The following is a 23,430-nucleotide window of genomic DNA, read 5'->3' on the forward strand; positions in this document are numbered from 1 at the left end:
AGCAGGATGAATGCAAGTAGGTTAAAGCATGGCAAACGAAACATTTGATTACATCATAGTCGGTGCAGGCTCAGCAGGTTGCGTCTTAGCAGACAGGTTAACTGCATCGGGAAAGCATAAAGTACTGCTATTAGAAGCGGGCGGATCTGATAAAAGCATTTTTATCCAAATGCCGACCGCACTGTCTTATCCGATGAACACTGAGAAATACGCTTGGCAGTTCCATACGGACAAAGAACCTTATGTTGATAACCGTGAAATGCATTGTCCTCGTGGCAAGGTGCTAGGCGGCGGTTCGTCTATCAATGGTATGGTGTATGTTCGTGGTCATGCGTGTGATTTTGATGAGTGGCAAGAGCATGGCGCCCAAGGTTGGGATTATCAAAGTTGTCTGCCTTACTTCAAACGTGCAGAAACTTGGATTCAAGGCCCAGATACCTATCGTGGGGGCAATGGCCCGGTTGGTACCAATAATGGTAACAACATGAGCATGAACCCTCTCTATCAAGCTTTTATCAATGCCGGCACTGATGCTGGTTATGGCAGTACCGATGATTACAACGGCTACCGTCAGGAAGGCTTTGGTCCTATGCATATGACGGTAAGGGACGGCGTGCGCGCGTCAACTTCTAATGCTTATCTTCGCACTGCCATGAAACGTAGTAACCTGACATTGCGCACAGGTGTACTCACTCATAAGGTTATTTTTAACGGGGATACAGCAACAGGTATTCAGTTCGAAAAGAATGGCAAGGTCGAAGTCGCGAACGCAAGTAAAGAAGTTATTTTAAGCGCGGGTTCTATTGGCTCACCACAACTATTGCAACTTTCTGGTATTGGTCCAAAAGATGTCTTAGAAAAAGCCGGCGTGCCGCTTTTCAAAGAGCTACCGGGTGTGGGTGAAAACCTGCAAGATCACCTTGAAGTCTATTTCCAGTATGAATGTAAGCAGCCTGTGTCCCTTAACTCTAAGTTAGGCTTGATCAGCAAAGGCATGATAGGTACTCGCTGGATTCTATTTAAAGATGGTTTGGGCGCGACCAACCACTTTGAGTCTTGTGCATTTATCCGTTCCCGTGCAGGTCTTAAATGGCCAAATATTCAATACCATTTCTTACCTGCTGCTATGCGTTACGATGGCCAAGCGGCGTTTGACGGTCATGGTTTCCAAGTGCATGTTGGTCCAAACAAGCCAGAAAGTCGTGGTAAAGTTTGGATTGAAAATGCCGATCCTAAAGCCAAGCCTCGCATTGTGTTTAACTATTTAAGCACAGAGCAAGATAGACAAGATTGGCGCGATACTATCCGCCTTAGCCGCGAAATTCTTCAGCAAGACGCTTTAACCGAGTTTCGTGGTGAAGAGATTCAGCCAGGCATGGCCGTTGAGTCTGATGAGCAAATTGATGCTTGGGTGAGACAGAATGTGGAAAGTGCTTACCACCCATCTTGCACTTGTAAAATGGGGGCTGACTCAGACCCTATGGCAGTACTTAATGCCAATTGTGAAGTACGTGGTGTGAAGTCATTAAGAGTCGTGGATTCTTCTATTTTCCCTACAATTACTAACGGTAACTTGAACGCGCCATCTATCATGGTAGCCGAAAAAGCAGCTGACATGATTTTAGGCAATGCGCCACTACCGAGTGAAGATGCGCCAGTTTGGATTCATCATGATTGGCAAACTAGCCAACGATAATCTGTTAACAGACATAAAAAAGGCCGATGATTCGGTCTTTTTTATGTCCATTTTTTAACTCACCAGCTTTGATAGTGACAATGCATTTCGAATAGAGTCTTCCATTGCATTACATAATTCTGACTGCTGACTATGCCGCAATAAAGCCATTGAAGAAGGAGGCAAAGACGGAAAACCATCCGCTTTTGTTAAAATTTTCATATGAGGTTCAACAGAATTAATCGATAACATGGCAACCGCAACCCCTGCATTCACTGCGGTTTTTATACCAGCAATACTTTCACTAGAAAATGTCATTTGATAGGGGCGATTGACCTCTTCAAGCGCATCAATAGCGACTTCTCGCCACCAGCAATCCCTATCATAAACGGCCAAGGGTACAACTTGATCAGGCATGAGTTGCAGAGACTCATGGGCCACCCAAACACTTTCTTCTTGCCAAAGAATCGTATCAAAATCTTCTTCAGGGGAAGCAAGATATAAAGCGAGATCCAACTCGCCTGCTTGTATTGCTTGGGGAAATTGAGAACTCAAGCTGCACCTAACACTTACCTCAACATCCGGGTTGTTAGCTAAAAAATGACGCAAACCGGACTCTAAGATGACAAGACCACAATCATCAGGGACGCCCAAAGCAACTCTGCCAGAGAGCTTATTAGTAAAGAGTCCTGCTATTCGATTAACCTCTGCAATCAACTTACGGGCTTCGGGCAGAAGTCTATGACCATCCTCTGTCAACAGCATCCCTCTTGGCTGTCGATAAAATAATTGAGTTGAGAATGACGCCTCCAACTTCTTAATTTGAACACTGATCGCCGATTGGGTGCGATTAAGGTAATTTGCAGCTTGAGTCAGGTTACCCGTTTCAGCAATGGCCACAAAGGTTCTAAGTAAATCACTGTCTAATTGAGAGCGTTCGATATTTTTCATGTCAACCATAATAATCATTCATTTTAAATATGATAATAACCTAGATAAGCTCATTATCAATCTCACTATTTAGGAAGTTGATTGAAATGATAAGCCGCATCAGCCACGCTATGAAGCAAATAGATATCAAGCCAATGGTTGTTATCAGCCTTTTTACAACGGCCCTAATTATGTCACCTAACAGTGTTTTTGGTGCCCTTCAGTTTGCCCTTAATAATCTAGTGAGTATCCTTCCCATAATGCTGGCAGGCTTATTATTAACAGCTAGTATGGCAGCCAGTAACGCGACAAAACTTTTAATCAAAGGGTTTGAAGGGAAAATGACAAGTATGATCATACTGTCTTCTGTGATTGGCGCACTCACGCCTGTTTGTGGCGCCACTGTCTTACCCCTTATCGCAGGTCTGTTAATTGCTGGGGTGCCATTAGCTCCTATCATGGCATTTTGGTTGTCATCCCCAATTACAGACCCAGCGATGCTATCACTTACTGGCGCAACGCTAGGTTGGCCCTTTGCCATAGCGAAAACCTTAGGCGCTGCTCTTGCAGGCCTTTTTGGTGGCGTTATCACCCTAAAACTATGCCAATTAGGTTTCATGTCTGATCCGATGAAACGAACCCACTTGAATTCAACGAATAAGAAACAATGCCTTGCTTCAGATTGTCAAAGTGACACCCCTGTTTTATGGCGATTTTGGCAAGAGCCCTGCAGAGTAAAAGTCTTTTTTAATACTTTGATGGCAACAGGCAAGTTAATGATAATCTGGCTTTCGCTGGCCTTTATCGCTGAGTATTACATCAATCAGTTTGTGCCATTAGATTGGCTGCCAAGCTTATTTGGTGCAGATAATGTTTGGGCTGTGCCGCTGGCAGCCTTAATCGGCGCTCCCATATATCTAGATGGCTATGCCGCCCTTCCTTTGATTCGCAGTTTAATGGATGCTGGAATGCGACCTGATGCCGCTTTAACCTTTTTAGTGGCAGGCGGTATCACCAGTGCCTGGGCAGCGATTCCTGTCTATGCCCTAGTAAAAAAAGAAGTCTTCTTCCTCTATCTTACTTTGGCAACTAGCGCATCAATATTGGTGGGATTAACGCTTGGCAGCTTTTTATAAGGTCGCGACAAAAAAGGTTTCTCTTGCACCTGTTACACCAGCCTAAAATACTTAAGTACCACACTATTTAAATTCGGTACTAGCTATAGCACCTCACTTCATCATATGATTTATGGTAATAATTAAATTTAGAAAAATAACAAATACACATTTAATCTATTCAAAAGGAAGTGCTATGTCTGACGTTAAATTAATTGATGATCGTGATATTGAATTTTTACTCTACGAGTTTCTGGATACCCAAGCATTATTAGAACGACCTAGATATCAGGAACACTCACGAGAGATCTTTAACACCACCTTAGACACAGCCAAAACGATAGCGCAAAAATACTTTGCTAATCACAACAGCAAAGGAGATGAAAACGAACCTAGTTTTGATGGCGAAAAGGTTCATCTTATTCCGGAAACACAAGCGGCTTGGGATGCCTATGCTGAAGCGGGTTTTTTAGGAGCCGCTTACGACTTTGAAGAAGGCGGATCACAAATGCCAGAGATCATTCTACGCGCTGCCATGGGTTATATTACCGCCGCCAACCCTTCTACCACTGTCTATCCATTTTTAACCCTTGGCGCTGCTAACCTAGTACGCAGTTTTGCCAGTGAAGAACACAAAGCCACTTACCTCCCTCCTATGATGGATGGCCGTTTTGCAGGCACCATGGCACTCACAGAGCCTGGTCAAGGTTCAGCCCTTGCGGATATTACCACCAGCGCTAAACCTCAAACAGACGGCACTTATCGCATCTTTGGCCAAAAGATGTTTATCACTGGGGGGGACCAATCTCTCACAGATAACATCATCCACATGGTACTTGCCCGAGTTGAAGATGCACCAGCGGGTACAAAAGGCATTTCCATGTTTATTTGCCCTAAAGTACTGGTGAACGAAGATGGCAGTTTAGGCGAGCGTAACGATGTGGCACTGGCAGGTCTTCTCCATAAAATGGGCTATAAAAACGCCACTTCTACCGTACTCAATTTTGGTGAAAAAGATGGTGCTGTCGGCTACCTAGTGGGCGAAGAAAATAAAGGTCTGAGCTATATGTTTCAGCTAATGAACGAGGCTCGCATTAGCGTGGGTTCAGGTGCTAGCCTGTTAGGCTACCAAGGGTATAACTACTCTCTAGAATATGCCCGCAATCGACCACAAGGCCGTCCACCAACCGACAGAGACCCTAGCAGTAAGCAAGTCAATATTGTCGAGCATGCAGATGTTCGCCGAATGTTATTGGCGCAAAAAGCCTACTCAGAAGGCTCTCTCGCATTATGTTTATATGCTTCCTCTTTGTTTGAAGACAGCCAAACAGGGGCAACAGAAGAAGACAGAAAAGCCGCGTTTACTCTATTAGACCTCATCACACCTATCGTCAAAAGCTTCCCGTCTAAATACGGCTTAAAAGCCAATGAGCTCGCGATACAGATTTTAGGTGGCTCAGGCTATATCCGTGAATATCCGGTAGAACAGTATTATCGAGACAATCGACTTAATGCCATTCACGAAGGTACTGATGGCATCCATGGTTTAGATTTATTGGCCCGTAAAGTACCCATGAAAGACATGGCGGGCTATCAAGCCATGTCAAAAGAAATGAAGAAGATACTTAAAACCATTAAGCAAGATGTCAACCTGCAAGAAGGCCGTATTCGCGAATTTGCAGATGCTCTGCAAGCCGCACTTAAAACCTTAGACAATACCACCATGATGTTGATGATGACCTTAGGCAAAGGAAAAATTGAGCTAGGCCTTGCCAATGCCAACCTCTATTTAGACATGTTTGGTCGTGTGTTAGTCAGCTGGATCTGGCTTAAGCAAGCAGTACTCGCACAGCAAGCTCTCGACCTTAAACCGCACGAAACGGATGAACATTTCTACCAAGGAAAACTACAAGCAGCGCAATACTACATTCGTTGGGAGTTACCTGAAATTGAGCATCAGGCCAAGTTACTGCAAGCCAATGATGATACTTGTCTAACCATGCAGGATGAGTGGTTTTAACTTACCTTTTATTTCAACTTGCCTTTTATTTCAACTAAGCAGAATCAGTGGTTTAGGCTGATTCTGTTGCGTCATTTCATAAACAAGATTATTTATCTTGTTCTTTCGATAAGTCATGCAAATTAGCACTTAACGAGATTGCATCGTCTTTATGCTCAATACCTGACTGGGAAACTTCGGTTGCAGCGAGTGTAATCGGCTTTTGCTCCGGCATATCATCTGTGACTAACACGGACATTTGTACCTTGTCATAAAAGCCACCGTGCCGAAAACCTGCTTGTCGCTGAATCCCTTCATGTTGATAGCCCGCATTTTCATAGGCCCTAATTGCCGCTTTATTATCAACAAATGCAGTAAGCTCCAATCTATGCAAGCCTAAATCGCGAAAAGCATAAGCCGTCACTAATTGAGTGACATTAGTGGCGACACCTTTGCCCCAGTAGTGCTTGTCCCCGATGAGAATAAAGTATTCGGCGCTGCGGTTTATTTGGCTAATTGATACTAGCCCTGTGTAGCCCACCAACTTGCCTGTTTTAATACAGCAAATCCCGAACATGACGCTTTTTCTGTCCTGATTAACCTTGTTTAACCAAGCACAGATTTCACTTTGAGCTTGAGGAAAAGCATAAGAAGAAACACTAAATTGAGTCACCTCTCTATCCTGTGACCAGAGGTAAAATACCTCGGCATCTTCAGCGTCAAGTGATCTTAAGGTGACAGCTTGGCCTTTGATAAACATACTCTTCTCCTTGTGCTAATACCTTAACTCTAAAGACTTTACCTCTAAATTAGCTTGAAGCATCAATGAAGTCACGTTTCCACTTAAGTTTGCGGCAATAAAAAAGCCTTATTGGGCATAGAACCCCCAATAAGGCTTTTGTTTTACTTCACGTTTTTTAAGGGTTTTGCTTAACTTTTCGTGTAAGCAACCCGACTTATTTTAATAAGAACTGAGCAAAGCCATCATCAAGGTCTTTATCAAATTCAACATTATCTGACGCAACCGCCTTACCTTTTGGAGAGGTTTTAAACACAACTTTTGTATTAGCTAGTGTATCTGCAAACTCCCAGTTACCGTCGGCTTTAGGTGAAATGGTCGATTGAGACAATAGATAATTAGCCACAACATCGCGGTTCTTATCGGGTGCATCGATAACTATGGTCGATCCATCTAGGTTAGGAAAGTGTCCGCCACCACCAGCACGGTAATTGTTAGTCGCAACGAGGAAGTCTTGGCTAAGGTCAATCGCTTTACCTTGAAAGGTTACATTTTTGATTCTTTGATTATCTGCACTCACCATGGCACCTTTACTTTCGTAACGGGCAGGCTGAGTCACATCGATTTGATAATTAATGCCATCAATCACATCAAAGTTATAAGTTGGGAAGCTAGTATTTACCAACTGCTGAGCAGAACTCGTATTAGTCGTATCGATTTGATTAAACTGGCCCGCAGAGAACTCAAGCCACTCGACGATTTGAGCACCATTTAACTTCACCACTTTTAGATCGTTCGGGTAAATATAAAGGTCGCTGACATTTTTAAGGGCGATATCCCCTTTTTTCACATCCGTATAATAATCCGCGCCACCTCGGCCACCGGCTTTAAATGGCGCACCCGCCGATAGGATAGGCAAGCCGTCAAATGACGTGCCCTGTACGATATTTTTCACGTACCAGGTTTGCGCTTGATTCACGACTTGAATAGAAGGGTCATCTTGAACGAGTGCAAAGAAACTATTGATATCCGCAGTGGTTTCACCCACTTTCTTACGCATGTAAGCTAAGGTACCTTGGTGGTCTTCTTCTACCACCTTGTTAATGTCTGCTGCAGCATTAACTAAAGGAATACTCTTGCGCCCTTCACGCTTTGCGATAGCACGTACAGAACCCGTACCATCAACCACTTGCCACTTGCCGTTTTCCTGCTCTAGAGTCAGATCAACCACACCTAGGTGGCTTCCCCAAAAGCCTGGCATAGTCGCAGCCACACCAAAAACCGTGCCTTTATCTGAGTCGACACCTTCGTAAGCATCAAGGGCTTTATCGCCTGGAAAAACGCGATGAGAGTGGCCAAACATGATGGCATCGATACCTTCGACCTTAGCGAGGTAATAAGTCGCGTGCTCATCCATGCCTTCACGGGGGGTGTCATACATACCGGAATGAGGGATAGCGACTATGACATCCGCACCCTTGGCTTTCATTTCTGGAACAAACTTTCTTGCTGTTTCAACAATATCTTTAGAGATTACCTTACCCGTAAGATTGGCTTTATCCCAGGTCATAATCTGTGGTGGAGTAAAACCGATATAACCTATTTTGATGGTTTGCTTGTTACCTTCAGAGTCAATTACGTCCTTGTCTTTAATAATATAAGGCTGGAAGTAGTTTTGATCGTTAGTGGCGTCATCATCACCGTCATCAAAGTAAACGTTAGCAACCACATAAGGGAAGTTAGCGCCGCTTAGGGACTTCATCAAAAAGTCTAAACCATAGTTAAATTCATGGTTACCAATATTAGCGGCGTCATAACCAAGTAGGTTCATAGCTTTGAATGCAGGGTGAGTTTCTCCAAACTTAAGCACCTTACCCTTAGCCACATAATCACCTAGCGGTGTGCCTTGAAGTAAATCACCATTATCAACCAAAACAGAGTTAGTGACTTCAGCACGTGCTTGGCGAATTAGGGTTGCGACTTTAGATAAACCCACTGAGTTACTTTGGCTATCTTTGTAGTAATCATAATCTTGGATATGCATGTGAATATCCGTGGTTTCCATAACTCTTAACGCTACTGTTTGAGCTAAAGCACTCTGGCTTAGCAAAAGAGAGCCGACAATGGCTGGACCCACTAAAAATGGTAAAGATTGACGCAACAAAGACATATATGAGCTCCGATTAGATGGTGTTTGTTATTATGTTAGCGATAGATTAATTTATCATTGATTTACTTTTTATTAATTCTGACTAAAAAGACAGATTAACAGTAGGCTTATCTAATGTGAACTCTAGTCATGACAATAATCTGACAAAAGTATGAATTTATTATTATCAGGTTCATCTCTTTTAAACAGGTATCACACTGGAGCTTTCTCGCTTAATCAAACTGACCAGCTGCATCAAACCAGATTGAAAGACAGCGTCATCCGCAATCGCCATCAAAGAGATTCGAACACTATGGCTTGGCTGATTTTGAGCTTCAAAAAATTGGCCGCTACTCACTAATACCCCATGCTCTTTAGCGATTTGCACTAAGCCGTCAAGCTGCCAGCTTGGCGGTAAGGTCAACCAAATATGATAACTAGATGCTTGGCACTGAAAGATTACATCGGGCAAGACTTGGCCTAGCATTTGTTTCGCAATTTCCTGCCTTCGCTCGGCGATAATCTTTTGTTCAGCAGCCATTTCAAACGCCATGCCGGAATCAATTAACCTTTGTGCGCACTCAAACATAAATGCAGAAGCATGCCAGACCATGGTACGAATATACTCACTCACATGAGACACCTGACTTTGCGGTGCTTTAATAAAACCACATCGTAAACCTGGGCTAATGGCTTTGGACAAACTACTGATATAAAAGCTTTTTTCCGGCACTAAGTTAGTTATTGCTGGCACTCGCTCTTGGTTCAAAAAAGCATAAATATCATCTTCTAATAACCAAACTGGATATTGTTGAATCACTTCTGCAATTGCCTGTCTTCGCGCTTTGGGCATAGTCACTGTGGTGGGATTTTGGTGAGAAGGTACGACGACAACGAGACTAGGCTTAAATTGCTCACATACTTTATCTAGCGCCTCAGCCTGCATTCCATATTCATCCATAGAAACAGCGATGGGTTTGCGCCCTAAGCTTTTTATTATGGCAATCACACCAGGGTAAGTTTGCGCTTCTAAGGCAATATAGTCTCCTTCCTTGCTATAGCATTCGATCAAGCTAGATAAGGCATGTTGGGCACCATTACAGAGCAATATTTGCTCAGCACGGCTAACCTCTAAGCCATAAGTTTCACACCATAAACGGCCTGCTTCTTTATGCGCTATAGAGCCTGTATCTTCACGATAAGAAAAAAGTTGAGCACTCATTTGCTGGGTAAAGATTTGACTAAACGTCGTTTGTAATTGGCTTAATTGATCACCAAAACAAGGTTGTAGGATAGAAAAGTTTTTATCCTTTTCCTCTCGTTCTGATTGAATCACGTGTTTTAATTGAGGCAGTTTTTTGACATAGCTCCCCCGTCCGACAAAGGATTCTACCAGCCCCATTTCTGTCAATAAGTTATAGGCTTTGGCCACGGTCACCGCCGTGGTTGAAAGACTGTCTGCCAATGATCGATGAGTCGGTAATTTGCTCCCTTCTGGATATTGACCTACTTCTATTCTTGACTCTATCTTTCTGGCGATTTCAACATACTTAGCGGCTGTCACAGAACCTAGACCCTCATAAAATGACTATTTTCAATCTAAATTAGCGCTTTTACTTGCGCTATATGCAATTAAACCCTCTTTAAAGCGCTATCTAAATACAAATGACATAAAAAATCTATGGCAATATAACAATTGACATAGGTTAATTTGAAAATTAACCTTTATGCCTCATCTAGCTAGTCACTTTCAGCATAAGGAACTCAACATGAAGACAATTAAAACTGCATTTATCGGCTTAGGCGTTATGGGCTATCCAATGGCAGGCCATCTCAGTAAACATGACTACCCTGTTACTGTCTTCAACCGTAGCCAAGGCAAAGCAGAAAAGTGGGCTACTGAGTTTACTGGCACATTTGCTAGTACACCAAAAGAAGCCGCTGCTGGCGCGGATATAGTTTTTGTCTGTGTCGGTAACGATAATGATGTGCGCAGTGTTATTTATGGTGAAGAAGGTGTATTAGCAGGTCTAAAAGCAGGCAGCATTTTAGTTGACCATACCACCACGTCAGCAGATCTTGCAATTGAGTTACAGCAAGCCTGTGAAAAACAAGAGGTGAGTTTTATTGATGCACCGGTCTCTGGTGGTCAAGCTGGGGCTGAAAATGGGGCATTAACCATTATGTGTGGCGGTGCTCAAGCAAGCTTTGATAAGGCTTTACCTGTTATGAACAGCTTTGCTAAACAAGCACAGCTATTAGGCCCTAATGGCCAAGGTCAGCGTTGTAAAATGGTGAACCAAATTTGTATCACTGGGGTGTTACAAGGCTTGAGTGAAGCTTTAATGCTGGCACAAAAAGCCGATCTTGATATTGCCCAAGTGGTTAACACCTTAAAGCATGGAGCTGCGGGCTCTTGGCAGATGGCTAACCGCTTAGAGACGATGGCAAAAGATGAATTCGATTTTGGCTTTGCCATTGATTGGATGCGTAAAGATTTAGCCATATGTCTTGAAGAAGCAGAGCGTCATAACATCAAGCTACCTTTAACTGAAAAAGTAGACCTTAGTTATAAAAGCCTACAAGATCAGGGCCTAAATCGTATGGATACGTCTGTACTAGTCAAAGCGGTGAAAGCTGAAAATAGCTAATTGCGTTTAATTTATTAGCGTCTAAACCAGCGCCAAAAAAAGAGTACATTTAATAATGCTTGCGCCACATAAGTTAAAGCGCAAGCGGTTAAAATTTTCTTTATTTTCGGGTAATCCTGTGGCGCTAAATATCGGCCCTCTATCAAGATTGGCAAAGCTTTATTAAAGCTTGCATCCCACTCTTCAGGTAGCATGGCTAAATAGACGAAGGCCAAACAAAAACCGCTTAAAAAAACCACCAAAGCATGAAGTGGTAATGCATAGGGGATATGAATAACCACTGAAATCACTGGCCATAACATGAGTAAGGATAACGCTAATCGTCTTACTAACTTTGCCAATGGCGCATAACGTTTACTTAACAAGGTGACCTTATCATCATTATGATACGCCAATGCATGACCCACTTCATGGGCAGCCACTGCAACAGCGGTGAGAGATTTTGCTTGATAGGATTGCGGCCCTAAGCGAATGGTTTTTGCATTTGGGTCATAATGGTGTTCATTTTTCTCTAAAGACTCTACCTTTACGCTACTCGCACCATGCTTTTCAAGTAAGTGTTTTGCGAGCTCACTACCCGTGCCGGCAAGATCAGGTCGATTCTTACCGTAGCGCTTTAGGATATAACGCACCCATAGGGTGGGTGCCAGAATTAAAACAATCAGTGCTAAAATAAGGATGGGCACAAGTTACTCCATGGATTCAGCCTTTATACTCAGCTTATCTTTGCTAAACTTATTTTCAACACTTAACAAAGGCTAAACAAAATTCTCTTCTTTAACTGGTAAGCTAGATTACACTTAATCTAGATTTCTTATGTAATTTTAGGTGAGTTTGTGAATAATCCATTAATTCAGCCCATATTAAGCATACTTGAAGCCAGTGATCAGGGTATCAGTGAATTTGAGTTATTACGTCAATTAGAGCGTCAAGCACCCATCTTTGACGAGTTAGGTGACGACCCTAACCTTAAGTTATTTCGCAAACACTTCCTTATCATGAACGCCCTTTATCAATTGCAAAGTCAGCTTTGGCAAGAAGATGAAGTGAGACTTTACATTTCCCCTTTACAAATTCATCTAGAAGCAGTGGCACAAATAGAAGCCAGTCAATCCAGTGAAGTCGAGGATGGCGCCGAAGCGAAACTTGCCGCTTATTATCTTGATTGGGATGAATATGACAATACCAATGCTGAAGATGTAGAAGCCCTGCTTAAAGGCTTCTACAACAAGCTGTTTAATCAAGAGGATACTGAAAACGCACTCAAGTTATTAGGTATCAAAGAAAACCCAACAAAATCAGAGATAAAGCGGGCATATCGCCTCTTAGTTAAAAAAGCGCACCCCGATAAAGGGGGTGATGCGAAAAAATTTATTAAATTACGTAAAGCGTATGAACACCTTATAAGTCAATCATATGCATAACATTTGAATTCAATTCTTGCGCTAATTCCCCGCCATCTACGACTTTAGTCCCTGTTGCTAAAAAAATTATTAACTACACTTTAAATAGAGCTACTGACATTTTCTTGACAAAAGAAAAGGGAGGTTCATTTTTTTCATTTTTTAAGCTCTTCTACCTGTGTAGCGACCATTGGACGGTGTTAAATGCATAACTATCTTATTCTATTTTTAGTCACTCTTTTTACGAGTGACACACTTATGTCTCAGCAGATGACATTCGAGCAATTCAATGGACAATATCTAGGGAAAGAGATTCTAACCAGCAAAAAAGAAAGCTCAGGTAATGGCTTATTTAGCTTAAATACAAGATCCTCCTTAAATGGCAGAGAAGCGTTACACCAATTAGATTTTTCGAACGAACTTTACTCTGAATCGCAAGGTTATTCTGATGCCGTATTTTGGCATAAAATTCGATTACCGCTAGCATCAAAAGAAATCAAACAGGTAGAACTAAAGTTCTCCAACACCATGATTGATGAGCTCAATTTTTATTTGCTGACAAATGGCCGACAAATAAAAAGCTGGCAAAAAGGATCTCAGCAAGAGTGGTACCCAAACTCAGATAAAGATGCCATTTGGCTGACACTGCCTTTATCTGAAAAATTTGAGTCTCAATTATTAATTCGTAAAAAGTCTAATAGCAGCTTACTTTCACCCATGGCTTTTTATTTAGATAAAGCAGCAGAAAACGCTAAAATTGAGCAAAAAGTTATTTGGACCTTTTTAAGTTCAGCCCTCCTTCTTTTGTTGCTTTACAATATCGCTGTTTATTCTTTCTTTCGATCTGCTGCCTTTATTTACTACCTAGTCCTAAATGTCAGTTTAATTCTTGATATTTGTATTACTAGCGGCATGGGGGTTTGGCTTCTACCCGATGCTATTTTTACTTTTTTAAATCAATTTAAAGCAAGCATTAATATCCTCACCTTATGGAGCATTTACCGGTTAAGCCTGTATTTCCTTCATATTGAAAGTGCACACCCTTCCTTATGGAAAAAACGTTTTTACGGTGATTTTGTTTTAGGTTTTTACTTACTCATTAGTACGTTTATCAGCCACCAAGAACTGATTGTTTCATTTATCGGTTTGCAATTACTTATCAGCGGCGGCTGCTTAATTACCCTAAGCACTGTCGGCAAGAATAAAAGCTGGGCGATCAAGAGTTACCTTATAGCTTGGTCATGTGTCATTTTTGGAAGTTGTATTTCTTCTCTCATTTTTCTTAACATCATTCCTTATAACAATATTAGCGCCAATATTTACCCTATTAGCACCATCATAGAACTGATAGGTTTTTCTTTTGCCTTTGCTGAAAACTCCCACAGCAACAAGGTCTCTAGACAGCACCAGCTTGTCACGGACCTTCATACAGGCTTACCTAATCGCCGCTTTTACTTCACCCAACTGCAAGAAGAATTAAAGAAGTTAACCCTTACTCAGGGAAGCTTTGCTTTAGTCACAATTCAGTTCACAAGTCAGCACTCTATGAATCATGTTTTTGGCCCAGAAAAAGCCGATATTGCCATCAGGCAAACTGCCCTAATTCTCAATCTACACCTGCTGCAGCATGAGGATGCAGTCGTCTTTACCTTACCTAACAAAGAGATTGCCAGCTTGATCAAAACAAGCACCAATACACTGGCTTTTTTATGCAAAGACAAGCATAAAATCGGCATTTTAATTAAAGAATTACAATCGACATTGGATGACATTGTATCCATCGAACATTTTGATATGCAGCATCAATACAGCATAGGTGCTGCCCTCTACCCCGAACACTCCAACCACCTTGATACCTTGTTTCGTTATTCGCTCATTGCGGCGGATGTGAATAATCTTTGCAATGAGCCCTGGAGCTTGTTTAGTCAACGCTATCAAGTGAACCATGTTTATCAACACAAACTACTTGCGCGTTTAAAAGAGGATGTAAGAGAGCAAAGATTAAGCTTTGAAGTTCAGCCTCAGGTAGAACTTTCCAGTGGCCGTATTATTGGAGGAGAAGTATTAATTCGCTGGCATAATGATGAAATGGGCCGTATTGGACCCGATGAATTTATTCCTCTGGCTGAAAGTGCCGGCATGATTTATATGATTACTCAGATGATCATTAATAAAGTATTTGCTTGGGTAGCAGAAAACAGACATCTCATTATAAATCGTCATTTATCCATCAATGTTTCAGCCAAAGATATGCTAAGAAGCGACTTTGCTCATCAAGTCGTAAACCTGAGTCTGCGCCATAAAGTATCGCCAGATAGCTTTATTTTAGAAGTGACTGAAAGTAGTTTTTTTGAACACAACAATACCGTAGAGAATAACATCAAGACCTTGAAAGACGCAGGCTTCAGACTGTCTATTGATGACTTTGGCGCAGGCTATAGCTCAATGCACAGTGTCATGGTGCTCTCTCCTGCCGAAATTAAAATTGACCGTATGTTTATTCAAAACCTACATAAGGACGATGCTAATTTCACCCTCTGTAAAACTCTTGTTACCTTGATAAGTGAACTCGGTGCTCAGACTGTCGCCGAAGGGGTTGAAGGCCAACAGACCATCAACCAATTATTAGAATGGGGTTGCCAAATTGGCCAAGGGTTTGGCCTATATAAACCAATGAAACCCGAGAACTATAGCGAATTAATACACCAAAACAGTGACTTAGGATTTAAATATTTTAAACAAGAAAGCTGAAAAGGAGCATGATACTATGCGAATCACCTTATTCTAATATGTTTATATTTTATGTCTTTTATTAAGTCTACCGGTCTGTGTATTTTAGCTCTTTCCTTGTTTGCCTGTAGCAAACAAGAAATTCATGACAGCAATGATTTTGTAAACAATGGCAGGGACACACAAGCCTTATCCCGTGACAGCCTTTATTTAGAGGAAAGATTACCACCTGCTTTAGCCTACCCAGATGAAACTTTCTTAGAGGGCCTTAAGCAACAAGCAAGGTTTTTATCCCGTAAAAGTGCATCAGATATATACCAACTAGAAGATTTTCAAGTTGATAATCAAGCGCTTAATACATCGGTTTCGCTAATAGAGAACTGGCTGTTAAATCCAACACAAAACCATCAAATTAAAGCCTATCAGTTACGAGGACAAGATGGTCGTGGCAATGTACAAGTCACAGGTTATTACGTTCCAGTTATTGAGGTTCGTAAAGAAGCACAAGGTGAATTCATCTACCCTCTTTATCGCAAACCTCAAAACTTTGAGGGACAAGCGTTTCCGGATAGGGACCAAATAGATTTCGAAAACGTACTGCAAGGCAAGGGGCTTGAAATAGCTTATAGCAGTAGCTTAATTGATAATTTTTTCTTACAAGTTCAAGGCTCTGGTGTTGTGCAATACGAAGATGGCAGCCAGGCACTATTATCTTGGGGTGGCGTAAATGGTCATGAGTATCGAAGCCTTGGCAAGGTACTGATTGAAAAAGACGAGATTGCCAAAGAAGATATGTCAGCGCAAGCAATCAAGGATTGGCTCATCGCAAATCCAGAGAGACAGAGAGAAATACTCACCACTAACCCAAGTTACCTCTTCTTTAAAGAAGGGCTCACTAAACCAGTTGGTGCAGCAAACGTCCCTCTCACACCAAAATACTCAATTGCAGTGGACCCAAAAGTTATTCCATTAGGCTCTGTACTCTTAGGCGAACTCCCTATCCTAGATGCAGCAGGTGAATTAATTCACCATGAATATCGCCTTTTACTCGCACAAGATAAAGGTGGCGCAATAAAAGGAGCAGGCCATATCGACTGGTATCAAGGAATCGGTGAAGAAGCACACCATTACGCCAGTCAGCTAAAGCATTATGGCAGGCTTTGGTTATTACTACCGGATCAACGCTAAGCAGGCGCTTCAACTTGGCAGCTTCGGGTGACATCAAACTGCCAAATTTATCCCGTATACTCACTTTTTAGCGCAATAAATCAGGCTTTTTATAAGCCTGATTTATCTTCTTTGACAAAAGTCTCGAAACTCACAAAAGCATTACTAAATCCCTATTCGCCTTAACACAGCTTTGCTTTATCATTGATTTTTCAACCTTTTACTTATCTTGGAATTATATGGAATTTATTTGGATATTATTTGCCTTCGTTTGTGGCTTATTAGTCAAACTGATTAATTTACCTCCTCTTATTGGCTTTCTAATTGCCGGCTTTGCCCTTAATGCCTATGGTATCCAACCCAGCGACTCCCTCAATACGATTGCAGATTTAGGCATCACCTTGATGCTATTCACCATTGGTCTGAAGTTACATGTTAAAGACCTACTGAAACGTGAAATTTGGGCAGGCACCTTATCAAACATGCTGCTCTGGTCAGTGCTTTTTATTGCCATGTGCCTTTTTGGGTTCGCTTTAAGTTTGCCTTATTTCACCTCTTTAGATTGGCAAACTTCAGCCCTTGTGGGCTTCGCACTCAGCTTTAGTAGTACGGTTTGTATCATTAAGCTGTTAGAAGAAAGTGGCGAGCTTAAAACCCGCCATGGTCAGATATCACTGGCTATTCTCGTGATGCAGGACATAGTTGCCGTTATCTTCTTAGTTGTCGCTACAGGCACGATTCCAAGCATTGGCGCGCTTGCCCTATTTGGTCTGATCTTCGCGAGGCCTTTATTTGGTATCGTACTGAATAAAGCAGGTCACGGAGAAATGCTGCCTCTTGCGGGTATTTTTTTAGCCCTCGCTGGCTATGAGCTGTTTTATTTATTCAATGTGAAAGGCGACCTAGGCGCACTTATTTTTGGCATATTATTAAGCTCTCATCCAAAAGCCAGTGAGCTGACAAAATCCCTAATGGGCTTTAAGGATCTATTCTTAATCGCCTTTTTCCTGTCAATTGGCTTTACTGCACTGCCAACCTTAGACATGTTGGTGTCAGCCTTCCTTGTCTCTTTTGCACTAATTCTCAAGTTTGCACTCTTCTTCGGACTCTTTATTTTATTAAGACTCAGAGGCCGTACCGCATTCTTGACTGCATTAGCCTTAAGTAATTACAGTGAATTTGGCTTAATTGTTGCCCAATTAAGTGTCGATTCAGGTTGGCTAGATAAAGAGTTTCTTGTGATCTTAGCTTTAGCGGTCTCAATCTCATTTGTTGTAACCAGTCTACTGTATCGCCGAGCTCATGATATTTACCATACTTACCAACGTATTATTCGCAGCTTTGAAAAAGCAGAACCTTTGGCGGTCGATACTTTTATTCAGCCCGCGCAAGCAGATGTGCTAGTGGTGGGACTAGGTCGTGTTGGTTGTGGTAGTTTTCATTCATTAAACCGTATTATGCCTAATAGTGCGGTTGGCATGGACGCAGATAGATTGCGCATAGATAGGCTTAAAGCCGAAGGTCATAATGTCTTTTTTGGAGACGGTGAAGATGCAGATTTATGGGAGAAGTTTGACGTCTCTCACTATAAACTCGTTTTACTTGCGCTACCTTCCATAGAAGACTGTAGCAATATCACGATTCAATTGCGCAAAGCTGGCTTCAAAGGCAAGGTAGCGGCCATAGCACGCTATCAGGATGAAAGAGAGCCGCTGATGGCTTCTGGTATTGATAATGTCTTTAACTTCTATACAGAGGCGGGTAACGGCTTTGCAGAAGAGAGTATGCAATTGCTAGCTAAGAATAACCCTAGCTTAGATGCCAGTCCACAATAAACGGTCAAAGTTAAATAACTTTAAGAAAAGACCATAATTAAAAAGCCCCGAGTAAGTCACTTACTCGGGGCTTTTTAAACGTCACAGACAAGCACATAAATAATCGCTAGATTATTTAAATACCACTGTTTTGTTACCATCAAGGAAAACCCTATGCTCAATATGCAATTGTAATGCACGAGCAAGTGCAACCGTTTCTGTATCACGGCCGACTGAAACCAGCATCTCAGGGTTATAAGTATGATCCACTGGCTGTACAGACTGGGCAATAATAGGCCCTTCATCTAGGTCTGGCGTAACATAATGAGCCGTTGCTCCAATCAGCTTCACACCGCGATCAAAAGCCTGATGGTAAGGTTTCGCACCTTTAAAGCCAGGTAGGAAGGAGTGATGAATATTAATCGCTCGACCATTTAACTCTTTACACAAGCTATCAGACAAGATTTGCATATAACGTGCTAAAACAACCAGGTCGGTTTCTGTTTCATTCACTATGTCCATCAGGGCTAATTCTTGCTCACGCTTATTTTCTTTGGTTACAGGTAAATGAACAAATCGAATCCCTTCACGCTCTGCCATAGGACGTAAGTCCTTATGGTTCGACACTATGGCTGTAATCTCCATCGGTAACTCACCTTTACGGTGGCGATAGAGTAAATTATCCAGACAATGATCAAATTTACTGACCATCAATAAAACCCGCATCAGCGTCGCCTTAGCATGTAATTCCCATTTGATATCAAAAGGATCTGCTACAGCCGAAAATCCGTCACGAATTTCATCTACTGTTTTTTCGCCTGTCTCAATACGACATACAGCTCGCATAAAGAACTGTTCACTATCTTCATCTACATACTGATTAAGCTCTGAAATATAACAACCTTGTGAGGCGATATAAGAGGTCACTGCGGCGACTATACCGCTTTTAGCAGTACAAGATGCTTTCAATACAAATTCGTTAGAATCAGAGTTTTGAATTGCCATATAGGGATAACCTTTAACTAATGCTGTTCATCGAAAGCCCCAATATATTGAGGCAAGAATAGATTGGCAAATAAGCGAGGACGAATTGTCTATTTTGGACAACTAGGCAGGGAAATCAGATAAACATAGGTCGTTTAAGGCTGCTTAGAGCAAACTCGTGCTGTCTTTATTTTTCTGTTTTGTCGCTATCTGATATGGCTTTTGCTTTGGCCGCCTTTTGAGCCGCTTTCCACTCACGCATATCTTCATAATAGGTATCCCACACACACGGTGTGCAAGAGGATTCGCAACATTCCCATTCTTCTGGTCTAGTGGGTTCTTCTGCCATGACTTCCTCTCTTGAATTCGCCATTTCTTGGTTACTCATAGTAATGCAGCCTCATATGAAAAACAAAAAAACCGCCCCTTATTTGACTAAGAAAGCGGCTTTTTTTTGATTTTTTATTTTCCCTGTAAGCCATACTATTCGGGCGTTTAGCCAGGCTAAACAAAACAGAGAAATAACCGTTTAAACGTCTAAGAAGTCCATGATACCTTCTGCCGCTTTACGACCTTCATCAATAGCAGTTACCACCAAATCAGAGCCACGTACCATGTCACCACCAGCAAAGATTTTCTCATTTGTTGTCTGGTACATAAACTTATTGCACTTAGGTGCAATAACACGACCACGAGCATCCGTATCTATACCAAATTTTTCAAACCAAGGCGCTGGACTTGGTTGGAAGCCAAAGGCAACCAATACCGCATCAGCAGGTAAGATTTCTTCGCTACCTTCGACGATTTCAGCAGAACGACGACCATTTTCATCAGGCTCACCCATTTGGGTTTGCACAACCTTAATGCCTTCTACCTTACCATCACCAACAATTTCAACAGGTTGGCGATTGAACAAGAAGTTTACCCCTTCTTCTTTCGCATTTTGTACTTCTTTACGTGAACCAGGCATATTTTCTTCATCACGACGATAAGCACAGTGCACCGACTTAGCACCTTGACGAATCGAGGTACGGTTACAGTCCATGGCAGTATCACCACCACCCAGTACAATCACTTTTTTGCCTTTCAAGTTAACAAAGTCTTCTTCGTTTTCTTGAAAACCTAGGTTCTTATTCACATTCGATACAAGGAAGTCTAAAGCATCATGCACACCTGGCAGATCTTCACCTGGGAAGCCACCTTTCATGTACTTATAAGTCCCCATACCTAGGAATACGGCATCATATTCTTCAAGTACATGCTCAAACGGAACATCATCTCCAACAGACGTACCTAAAACGAACTCTACGCCCATTTCTTCGAAGACTTCACGTCGACGCGTCATCACCGTTTTTTCAAGCTTAAACTCTGGAATACCAAAGGTTAACAAACCACCAATTTCTGGGTTCTTATCAAAAACAACAGGCTTAACACCGTTACGTACTAAAATGTCAGCACAGGCAAGGCCTGCAGGCCCTGCACCGACAATCGCTACTGTTTTATCAACAGGCACAACTTTCGACATGTCGGGACGCCAGCCTAAGGCAAAGGCCGTATCTGTGATGTACTTTTCCACCGAGCCAATAGTTACCGCACCAAAACCCCCTTCACCTAAGGTACAAGCGCCTTCGCAAAGACGGTCTTGAGGACATACTCGTCCACACACTTCTGGTAAAGAGTTAGTCTGATGACTCAATTCAGCTGCTTCAAGAATATTGCCCTCACTAACCAGCTTTAGCCAATTAGGGATATAGTTATGAACAGGACATTTCCATTCACAATAAGGGTTACCACACTCAAGACAACGGTGAGACTGTTCTTTTGCCGCAGGTTCTTCAAACGGCTTGTAGATCTCAACAAATTGACCTTTACGTGTAATTAAAGGTTTCTTACTTGGATCTTCGCGATCCACTTCAACGAATTGAAATACGTTGTTTAAACGCCCAGTCATAAGCGGCATCTCCTATGGTCCTTCTCACTCCTATTTGAGTCAGAAGTAACACTAAAAATATATAGATTGGATAAACAAGGAGCCTAGCAACTAGGCTCCAAAACTAAATCAGCAATTACTCTGGACGCTCACGAGTATTATCTAGTAACGCATCTAGGCTCGCTGCTTTTGGTTTAACCAACCAAAATTTACCTATGTAATCATAGAAGTTATCTAGGATCTCATGACCCCACTCACTTCCTGTTTCTGCAACATATTCTTCAATCACTGTACGTAAATGAGAACGGTATTCTTCAGTTAACTCAGTACCAATACGGTGGATCTCTACCAATTCATGGTTGTACTTATCAACAAAGGTACGGTTCAGGTCTAATACATAAGCGAAACCACCTGTCATACCGGCACCAAAGTTATGGCCAGTATTTCCCAAAATGGTGACAGAACCCCCTGTCATATATTCACAACAGTGATCACCTGCACCTTCAACTACCGCATGAGCACCTGAGTTACGAACCGCAAAACGTTCGCCTGCTGTACCTGCTGCAAATAGTTTACCGCCTGTGGCACCATACAAGCAGGTGTTACCTATAATGGCACTGTCTTGTGAATTAAAGCTAGACGCACGCGGTGGACGCACAACAAGCTTACCACCTGTCATACCTTTACCCACATAGTCGTTCGCATCACCTTCTAGGTACATGTTAAGACCGCCCGCATTCCAAACACCAAAACTCTGACCCGCTGTACCAGTCAACTTAAGCGTAAGCGGCGCATCATTCATGCCTTGGTTACCGTAACGTTTGGCAATTTCACCCGATAGGCGTCCACCAATTGAACGGTCGCAGTTAGTTACGTTAAATTCGAACTCACCACCTTCTTTCTCTTCGATAACACCTTTAACCGCATCCCACATTTTAAGTGCATGTTCACCCTTATCATGTGGTGGGTTTAATGGAATCTCACAGTATTGAGGTTTATCTGCTGGGATCGCATCATTATTTAGAATCGGTGTTAGATCCAAGCCTGCTTGCTTGTCATTTTCACCCTCTAGAATGGTTAACAAATCCGTACGACCAATCAAGTCTTGAAGTGAGGCAACACCTAACTTAGCCAACCATAGACGAGTATCTTCTGCCATAAATAGGAAGAAGTTTTTGATCATATCAACAGTACCCAAGAAGTAGTCATCACGTAGATGCTGATCTTGAGTTGCAACCCCTGTCGCACAGTTGTTGAGATGACAGATACGTAAGAACTTACAACCCATAGCAACCATAGGCGTGGTACCGAAACCAAAGCTTTCAGCACCTAGAATAGCCGCTTTAACAACATCTAAACCTGTTTTTAGGCCGCCGTCTGTTTGTAGGCGAATCTTGCCACGTAGATCGTTTGCACGCAGTGCCTGTTGAGCTTCAGCTAAACCTAGCTCCCATGGAGAGCCCGCATGACGAATAGAAGTCAAAGGCGATGCCGCAGTACCACCGTCATAACCAGAGATAGTAATTAAATCCGCATAAGCTTTGGCAACACCAGCAGCAATCGTACCCACACCCGGCTCAGATACCAGTTTCACAGAAACGAGGGCTTCAGGATTGACTTGCTTCAAGTCAAAGATTAGCTGAGCTAAATCTTCGATAGAGTAAATATCGTGATGTGGTGGCGGTGAAATCAAGGTCACACCAGGTACTGCATAACGCAAACGCGCAATCAGACCATTCACTTTACCACCAGGTAACTGACCACCTTCGCCCGGCTTAGCACCCTGTGCCACTTTGATTTGCAGCACTTCAGCATTCACCAAGTATTCTGGCGTCACACCAAATCGGCCTGAGGCGATCTGTTTAATCTTAGAGCGGCGTTCAGTGCCATGACGAGAGGCATCTTCACCCCCTTCACCGGAGTTAGAACGACAGCCTAGTTCATTCATTGCTTGTGCCAGCGCTTCGTGGGCTTCTGGAGATAAGGCACCTAAAGACATACCGGCAGAGTCAAAACGCTGCAAAATGGCAGCAGAAGATTCGACCGTATCTAATTCAATGGGCTTAGCATCTTCAGAGATAGCAAATAAATCACGCAACATAGAAGCGGGACGATTATTAACTAAATCCGCGTATTTCTCGAAA

General features: G+C 42.4%; 17 protein-coding genes. 8 read left to right on the forward strand and 9 right to left on the reverse strand.

Annotated features, from left to right (window positions below):
* Nucleotides 1–28: 28 nt before the first annotated feature.
* Nucleotides 29–1,696 (forward strand): choline dehydrogenase, encoded by a 1,668-nt coding sequence (gene betA / locus MED121_RS07735; RefSeq protein ID WP_009833097.1) that lies wholly within the window; start codon nucleotides 29–31, stop codon nucleotides 1,694–1,696.
* Nucleotides 1,697–1,750: 54 nt separating this feature from the next.
* On the opposite strand, the gene MED121_RS07740 is transcribed toward betA, so the two are convergent.
* Nucleotides 1,751–2,626 (reverse strand): LysR substrate-binding domain-containing protein, encoded by an 876-nt coding sequence (locus tag MED121_RS07740; RefSeq protein WP_207382778.1) that lies wholly within the window; start codon nucleotides 2,624–2,626, stop codon nucleotides 1,751–1,753.
* 86 nt (nucleotides 2,627–2,712) lie between these two features.
* On the opposite strand from MED121_RS07740, the gene MED121_RS07745 reads away from it, so the two are divergent.
* Both MED121_RS07745 and MED121_RS07750 read left to right on the forward strand, forming a co-directional pair.
* The gene (locus MED121_RS07745; RefSeq protein WP_036178962.1) at nucleotides 2,713–3,741 is read left to right on the forward strand and encodes a permease; all 1,029 of its coding nucleotides are present in this window, start codon (nucleotides 2,713–2,715) and stop codon (nucleotides 3,739–3,741) included.
* 175 nt (nucleotides 3,742–3,916) lie between these two features.
* Complete coding sequence (locus tag MED121_RS07750) at nucleotides 3,917–5,740, forward strand: acyl-CoA dehydrogenase (protein WP_009833100.1); 1,824 nt, start codon at nucleotides 3,917–3,919, stop codon at nucleotides 5,738–5,740.
* A gap of 88 nt (nucleotides 5,741–5,828) precedes the next feature.
* On the opposite strand, the gene MED121_RS07755 is transcribed toward MED121_RS07750, so the two are convergent.
* The 3 genes from MED121_RS07755 to MED121_RS07765 all read right to left on the reverse strand — a co-directional run bounded on the left by MED121_RS07755 (nucleotide 5,829) and on the right by MED121_RS07765 (nucleotide 10,171).
* On the reverse strand, nucleotides 5,829–6,479 hold the full coding sequence (locus MED121_RS07755) for a GNAT family protein (protein ID WP_009833101.1): 651 nt from the start codon (nucleotides 6,477–6,479) through the stop codon (nucleotides 5,829–5,831).
* Between the two features lie 196 nt (nucleotides 6,480–6,675).
* Nucleotides 6,676–8,628, reverse strand: coding sequence for a bifunctional 2',3'-cyclic-nucleotide 2'-phosphodiesterase/3'-nucleotidase (locus tag MED121_RS07760; RefSeq protein WP_009833102.1), 1,953 nt, complete (start codon nucleotides 8,626–8,628; stop codon nucleotides 6,676–6,678).
* 181 nt (nucleotides 8,629–8,809) lie between these two features.
* Entirely contained in the window at nucleotides 8,810–10,171 is a 1,362-nt protein-coding gene (locus tag MED121_RS07765; protein WP_009833103.1) for a PLP-dependent aminotransferase family protein, read from the reverse strand.
* A 205-nt stretch (nucleotides 10,172–10,376) separates the two neighbouring features.
* Between MED121_RS07765 and MED121_RS07770 the strand changes: the two genes are divergently transcribed.
* Nucleotides 10,377–11,258: an NAD(P)-dependent oxidoreductase gene (locus tag MED121_RS07770; protein WP_009833104.1), complete on the forward strand. Its 882-nt coding sequence runs from the start codon at nucleotides 10,377–10,379 to the stop codon at nucleotides 11,256–11,258.
* A 14-nt stretch (nucleotides 11,259–11,272) separates the two neighbouring features.
* Here MED121_RS07770 and MED121_RS07775 read toward each other — a convergent pair whose 3' ends face one another.
* Entirely contained in the window at nucleotides 11,273–11,944 is a 672-nt protein-coding gene (locus tag MED121_RS07775) for a zinc metallopeptidase (protein ID WP_009833105.1), read from the reverse strand.
* A 150-nt stretch (nucleotides 11,945–12,094) separates the two neighbouring features.
* Between MED121_RS07775 and MED121_RS07780 the strand changes: the two genes are divergently transcribed.
* The 4 genes from MED121_RS07780 to MED121_RS07795 all read left to right on the forward strand — a co-directional run bounded on the left by MED121_RS07780 (nucleotide 12,095) and on the right by MED121_RS07795 (nucleotide 18,393).
* Complete coding sequence (locus MED121_RS07780; protein WP_009833106.1) at nucleotides 12,095–12,682, forward strand: DNA-J related domain-containing protein; 588 nt, start codon at nucleotides 12,095–12,097, stop codon at nucleotides 12,680–12,682.
* 183 nt (nucleotides 12,683–12,865) lie between these two features.
* Nucleotides 12,866–15,412, forward strand: coding sequence for an EAL domain-containing protein (locus MED121_RS07785; protein ID WP_036178964.1), 2,547 nt, complete (start codon nucleotides 12,866–12,868; stop codon nucleotides 15,410–15,412).
* A gap of 51 nt (nucleotides 15,413–15,463) precedes the next feature.
* Entirely contained in the window at nucleotides 15,464–16,579 is a 1,116-nt protein-coding gene (gene mltA, locus MED121_RS07790) for a murein transglycosylase A (protein ID WP_009833108.1), read from the forward strand.
* 218 nt (nucleotides 16,580–16,797) lie between these two features.
* Nucleotides 16,798–18,393, forward strand: coding sequence for a cation:proton antiporter family protein (locus MED121_RS07795; protein WP_009833109.1), 1,596 nt, complete (start codon nucleotides 16,798–16,800; stop codon nucleotides 18,391–18,393).
* A 111-nt stretch (nucleotides 18,394–18,504) separates the two neighbouring features.
* On the opposite strand, the gene purU is transcribed toward MED121_RS07795, so the two are convergent.
* The 4 genes from purU to gltB all read right to left on the reverse strand — a co-directional run.
* On the reverse strand, nucleotides 18,505–19,377 hold the full coding sequence (gene purU, locus MED121_RS07800; RefSeq protein ID WP_009833110.1) for a formyltetrahydrofolate deformylase: 873 nt from the start codon (nucleotides 19,375–19,377) through the stop codon (nucleotides 18,505–18,507).
* 166 nt (nucleotides 19,378–19,543) lie between these two features.
* Nucleotides 19,544–19,744 carry an oxidoreductase-like domain-containing protein gene (locus MED121_RS07805; protein WP_009833111.1) on the reverse strand — a complete coding sequence of 67 codons (201 nt, stop codon included), beginning with the start codon at nucleotides 19,742–19,744 and terminating at the stop codon, nucleotides 19,544–19,546.
* A 141-nt stretch (nucleotides 19,745–19,885) separates the two neighbouring features.
* Nucleotides 19,886–21,307, reverse strand: coding sequence for an FAD-dependent oxidoreductase (locus MED121_RS07810; protein WP_036178965.1), 1,422 nt, complete (start codon nucleotides 21,305–21,307; stop codon nucleotides 19,886–19,888).
* Between the two features lie 115 nt (nucleotides 21,308–21,422).
* Nucleotides 21,423–23,430 (reverse strand): glutamate synthase large subunit (gltB, locus tag MED121_RS07815; RefSeq protein ID WP_009833113.1); only part of this gene is annotated, 2,008 nt, incomplete at its 5' end.

This window comes from Marinomonas sp. MED121, assembly GCF_000153025.1.
In the GTDB taxonomy this organism is placed as follows: domain Bacteria; phylum Pseudomonadota; class Gammaproteobacteria; order Pseudomonadales; family Marinomonadaceae; genus Marinomonas.